This window comes from Oleiphilus sp. HI0079, assembly GCF_001635105.1.
The window spans coordinates 1-5922 of sequence record NZ_LWFT01000641.1; the positions used below are offsets into that span (position 1 = coordinate 1).

The window sequence follows — 5922 nt, forward strand, 5'->3', positions numbered from 1 at the left end:
GGCGAGCAAATGGCATCCCGCCTTCGCCAGACGACTAGAAAGGTTGGTGACCTGGCGTTCCTAGATGTGACAGGACGTGTCGCTAGAACCTTACTTGATTTGTGCAAAGAGCCGGACGCAATGACGCATCCAGACGGAATGCAGATCAAAATTACTCGCCAAGAAATTGGGCGAATTGTTGGCTGTTCCCGTGAAATGGTTGGTCGAGTTTTGAAAACACTTGAAGAGCAAGGTCTTGTTCAGGTGAAAGGTAAGACAATGGTTGTTTACGGTACCCGATGACCGTAGATGCATGAGTAATTAATAAGATTTAAAAAAGGCGCTTCTAGTAGAAGCGCCTTTTTGTTTAGCGGTTAGGCCAAAGTCCTAGCATCCGTCGCAACTCGTTGTCGTCGATCCCCTTGAGGACCAGTCAGAAATATAGATGCTTCCGAGACTTGGATCGTTCAAGTCGTCGGTACCTAGTCGCTCAAACTTGAGCAAGTCAATTTGTAAGTTACGATCATGTTGCACCGTTCCATCCGCGTTGAAGGTCGCTTCATGTTTGAACTTATCTTTGTCGTACTGAATTTCGCTCGTCGTATCGAAAGCAGTAGCCTGCCCAACGACGCGTTCAATGGGCTTGATGATGGCGTCAAGATTAGGGTCAAGATTAAGCTCTTGACGATCTTTATTGAACTCTTCGGTCAGTTGTTCCTCAATGCTCTTCAGGGTCGACGCAGCTGTTTTTATGCTCGTGTCATCCACACTGTCTTCCGCGGCAGCATTGTCTAGTTCTTCGCTGTCACCTACTGCCTCGATGCTCAAACCAGCCGCTGTAGGGCCATACAATTGAAGCAGGTTTTGGCCTGAATCAAGAGCAAGATCCCCCATGTCATTTTCAGATAGAGGCTCAACCGCAAAAGAATTTGGCGCAGTTGCTATCATTATTGTGAATAACAAATATAATTTATTCATTGTAGTTCTTGATTAAGCCTCAGAGGATGAGAGTTACGCAGTACTTCAAACTTTGGCTCAATATTAATTCCTAATCAGGATTGTTAACTATTTTTTAAATTATGAACGAATTTGGGTGTGGAAGAAATGTCAGAAGCGGCCATTTCTCTATATTTTGTCCTTTCGTGCATAAAGTTCTATTGAAACGGAGTGTATATGAATAACGACCAGGACCCAAACGGTACTGAAGAGTGGCTTGAATCATTAAATTCGCTTATTAAATTTGAAGGCCTAGAGAGAGCCAAATATATTCTTTCTAGATTACAGGATGTTGCCACCTCGAATGGCTTGCTTCCCACTCACTCTGTCGTCACTCCATATCGAAATACTATTCCTCCAAAAGATGAGGCTCGTATGCCGGGCGATCTTTTCATGGAGCGCAGAATTCGCTCGCTGATTCGCTGGAATGCCATGGCAATGGTGCTACGAGCAAATAATCGCCCTGGAGCATTGGGCGGACATATATCCTCCTTCTCCTCGAGTGCAACATTGTATGACGTTGGCTTTAATTACTTTTTTCATGCAGGTGATGAGAATCGTGAGGCGGATCTGGTTTATGTGCAAGGCCATTCAGCTCCGGGTATCTATGCTCGATCTTATATCGAAGGCCGTCTAAGCGAAGAGCAAATGGATCGTTTCCGCAATGAGGTGGACGGCGATGGTCTGCCGTCTTACCCCCATCCATGGTTAATGCCAGATTATTGGCAGTTCCCTACGGTTTCAATGGGCCTCGGCCCTTTACAGGCAATTTATCAAGCGCATGTTATGAAGTATCTCCACAGCCGAGGCTTAACTGAGAAAGGCGAGAGGAAGGTATGGTGCTTTGTCGGAGACGGTGAAACCGATGAGCCTGAAACGCTTGGATCGATTGCGCTGGCTGGTCGTGAAAAGCTAGATAATTTAATTTTTGTCGTGAACTGCAATCTTCAGCGCCTTGATGGCCCAGTTCGTGGGAATGGCAAAATAATACAAGAGCTCGAAGGCGTATTTCGGGGCGCAGGATGGAACGTTTTGAAGGTTGTCTGGGGTCGAAAATGGGACCCGTTGTTTGAGCAGGATAGCGACGGCGCGATGCAGCAAGCGATGAATGAGCTTGTGGATGGTGAAATGCAGAGCTTTAAGTCCAACGGAGGAGCATATACGCGCAAGCACTTTTTCGGACGTTATCCTGAGCTGGCTAAAATTGGTGAGTCTTATACAGATGAAGACATTGAGCAGTTAAACCGCGGTGGCCATGATCCGTATAAGGTTTATGCTGCATACCACAAAGCGGTTCATCACAAGGGCCAGCCAACAGTTATCTTGGCGCATACTGTGAAAGGTTATGGTTTTGGGAAGGTCGGAGAAGCGACGAACACCACACATTCGCTTAAAAAACTGGACGAGGAATCGTTAAGGTCTTTCAGGGATCGTTTTGGTGTTCCAATCGGCGACGATAAAATCGCAGAAGTACCATATTACAGGCCTGCGCCAGACAGTCCCGAAGCCATCTATATGAAGCGCCGTCGAGAAGAGCTTGGCGGTTTCTATCCCAAGCGTCGTCAGCGAAGCGCGCCTTTAACGGCTCCTTCTCTGGATCTTTTCCAGGCTCAGCTAGATGGCTCTGGAGACAGAGAAATTTCAACCACTATGGCATTTGTTCGAATGCTGTCATCGCTCACAAAAGATAAGAGAATTGGAAAGCGCGTAGTACCCATCGTGCCGGATGAGGCGAGAACATTTGGCATGGAGGGGATGTTTCGTCAGCTTGGAATTTATACCTCTGAAGGCCAAAAGTATGTCCCCAATGATCGCGACCAGGTCATGTACTATAGAGAAGATCAGGCTGGTCAGATTTTGGAAGAGGGTATCAATGAAGCGGGTGCTATGGCTGCATGGATTGCCTGTGCCACCTCCTACAGTGTGCATGACTACCCATTGATTCCTTTTTATATTTTTTACTCAATGTTTGGGTTCCAGAGAGTCGGTGACCTCGCATGGGCCGCAGGCGATATGCGCTCTAGAGGTTTCCTCATTGGTGGGACTGCAGGACGAACAACGTTAAATGGCGAAGGTCTTCAGCATCAGGATGGTCACAGTCACGTACTTGCCTCCACAATTCCGAATTGTGTCGCTTATGACCCGGCGTTTGCCTGCGAGCTTGCGGTGATTATTCAGCATGGCATCAAGCGCATGTATGAGAATAACGAGTCTGTTTATTACTATCTCACGGTCACTAACGAGAATTACCAGCAGCTTCCAATCATCGAAGGCAGCGAGGACGCAATCCTCAAAGGCATGTATCTTCGAGAGACGCTAGATGGCGGGTCTGAATTGTCGGTGCAGTTACTTGGAAGTGGTGCAATCTATAATGAAGTGGCGGCGGCTGCGGAGATTCTCAAAGATGAATTTAATGTGTCCTCGAAGGTCTGGAGTGTCACTAGCTTTAACGAACTTGCCCGTGATGGCCAGTTAACAGCAAGATGGAATATGTTGAATCCTGATACCCATCAGAAGTCTCCTTATATTGCGGATTGCCTGGATGACGAAATGCCCGTTATTGCGTCCACGGATTATATTCGGCTGTATGGTGAGCAAGTCCGTGCCTATATCAAGGCGCCTTATACAGTGCTTGGAACGGATGGATTTGGTCGCAGTGATACGCGAGAGAAGCTTCGTAGTTTCTTCGAGGTTGATCGTTACTACATCGTTGTAGCTGCGCTCGATAGCCTTGCAAAACAAGGCAAGGTAGATACTCAATTAAGCTTAGACGCACTGCGAAAATTTAATATTGACCGCAGCGCTATTGCGCCAATGTTGCGCTAACGGAGGGGCTGAAAATGAGTGATAACGATATTTTAGTACCCGATGTAGGCACAGATTCTGAAGTCGAGGTTATTGAGATCCTTGTTGCGGAAGGTGATAGCATTGCTATTGATGACCCTGTTGTAGTACTCGAATCGGACAAAGCGAGTATCGAGGTTCCCGCGAATTTTGCAGGGAAGGTTGCGAGGTTGTCCGTAAAAGTTGGAGATAAAGTGAAGCAAGGAGACCCTCTCTTAGAATTGAGTGTGGTCGGAGAAGAAGCATCATCACAGCCAAAAGAAAAATCTGCTGAGTCGCAGCCTAAGCATCCCGAAGAAACGGACCACTCCGCGTCGGCTGACACTTCTAAGCCTTCTGGCACTGAGTCTGAAGGCATTAAGGAGGTTCGAGTCCCGGATGTTGGTGGGGCGGAAGCGGTGGAAGTCATAGAGATATCGGTAGCCTCTGGCGATCAAATCGTAAAGGATGAAGCGCTGTTAGTGCTTGAATCCGATAAGGCTTCGATGGATATTCCGTCACCGTATACAGGTGTCGTTTCTGATCTAAAGGTAAAGGTTGGCGACAAACTGAGTGAAGGTGATTTGATTGCGTTAATTCAGTCCGAGAAATCGGACTCAGACGTAAAAGACGCGGGCAGCGATGTTAGCTCTGGTGCATCGTCAGCCAAAAAAGGCGCTTCAGCGCAGGCAGAGAGGGTTAATCAGGCTGAGGCCAAAGCATCTCCTCAGCCGCATCAACCAGTGCCCATTAAATCTGGGCAGGATAGTGTCCACGCTGGGCCAGCAGTAAGAAAACTCGCGCGCGAGCTTGGTGTTGAGCTGGATCGGGTCAGTGCAACAGGGCCTAAGGGCCGAATTCAGAAAGATGACTTGAATGCCTACATAAAAACTCAGGTACAGGCAGCTCAAAGTGGGCAGGTGGCGGGAGTCGTTAATTCTCCTGAGCTGCCAGACTTCACTAAGTTTGGTGAAATCGAAACGCGAAAGATGGATAAGTTGCAGGTTTTGACTGCGCGCAATATGCAATCTAGTTGGAGCAACGTGCCGCACGTCACTCAGTTTGATGAAGCTGACATTTCAGAATTAGAGCAATTTAGGAAGTCGAAAAAATCAGATGCTGAGCAAAAAGGCTTGAAGTTGACGCCGTTACCGTTTCTGATCAAAGCGAGCGCACATGCCTTGCGGGATTTGCCGCAGTTTAATGTATCGATCGATCTCGCGAATCAACAGATTGTGCAGAAGCACTATTATCATATAGGGGTCGCCGTAGATACGAACTATGGCTTGGTCGTTCCTGTTATAAAGGATGTGTTGAGCAAGGACCTATGGGAAATTAGCGCCGAGCTCGGTGATTTGGCAGAAAAGGCAAAGGCTCGAAAACTGTCCCCTGCAGATATGCAAGGTGCTTGCTTTACCATTTCAAGCCTAGGCGGTATTGGAGGCACGGCGTTCACTCCTATCGTTAATCAGCCCGAGGTCGCGATTTTAGGCGTGTCGAAAGCGCAAATGAAACCGGTATATTTCGGCGAAAAGTTTGCTCCACGGTTGATGTTGCCACTCTCGCTCTCATATGACCACAGAGCCGTAAATGGAGCTGACGCGGCTCGATTTACCACCCAGATCGCAAAATATTTGTCGGATATTCGAGAACTTTTGTTTTAAACTGTTAGAAGTCCCGCAATAAGGCAATAGAACGATAAGGGCAACGGTATATAGCTATGGAGTTTCAAACTCGATTCATTCGGCATGAAGACCGCCGAATCGCGCGGCAAGCGTTAACTGGCAGGCACGGTTTCAGAGCGAGCGTTGCCGTTCTCGGTAGCGAGGTGGAAGCCTCGCTCATCGACTTTTCGAGTATTGGTTTCGCGGTTGTTATCGATGCAAGTGCTCGGCATGATCTTGCTGTCGGTGGTTCGATCAAGTTGCGCGTCAGTCCAATGATTGATCACGAATATGATCTTTATGGTTTGATTATCGATTTGCGCGAGGATCGACACGGCAACACTAAAATATCCGCCGTTATTGAGCACGAACAAAGCAACCCGCATGGAAATTTTCACCCAGTTACTCTTAGCCCTGAACAGAGTCTAAAAGGGCAACTCGTTCACCCTTTTGCTTACAA

The 5922-nt window shown here is 47.7% G+C and carries 5 protein-coding genes; 4 read left to right on the top strand and 1 reads right to left on the bottom strand.

Annotation, left to right across the window (positions count from 1 at the left end):
* On the top strand, positions 1-282 hold a 282-nt coding region (locus A3750_RS11625; protein WP_156498530.1), incomplete at its 5' end, for a helix-turn-helix domain-containing protein.
* A gap of 84 nt (positions 283-366) precedes the next feature.
* Here A3750_RS11625 and A3750_RS11630 read toward each other — a convergent pair.
* Positions 367-957, bottom strand: coding sequence for a hypothetical protein (locus A3750_RS11630; RefSeq protein WP_068458188.1), 591 nt, complete (start codon positions 955-957; stop codon positions 367-369).
* A 195-nt stretch (positions 958-1152) separates the two neighbouring features.
* On the opposite strand from A3750_RS11630, the gene aceE reads away from it, so the two are divergent.
* From aceE to A3750_RS11645, 3 genes are all read left to right on the top strand, one after another.
* A complete protein-coding gene (aceE, locus tag A3750_RS11635) occupies positions 1153-3801 on the top strand; it encodes a pyruvate dehydrogenase (acetyl-transferring), homodimeric type (protein ID WP_068458190.1) in 2649 nt (882 codons plus the stop codon).
* Between the two features lie 14 nt (positions 3802-3815).
* On the top strand, positions 3816-5462 hold the full coding sequence (locus A3750_RS11640) for a dihydrolipoyllysine-residue acetyltransferase (protein WP_068465999.1): 1647 nt from the start codon (positions 3816-3818) through the stop codon (positions 5460-5462).
* A gap of 56 nt (positions 5463-5518) precedes the next feature.
* The coding region (locus tag A3750_RS11645) for a hypothetical protein (RefSeq protein ID WP_156498531.1) at positions 5519-5922 on the top strand (404 nt) is incomplete at its 3' end.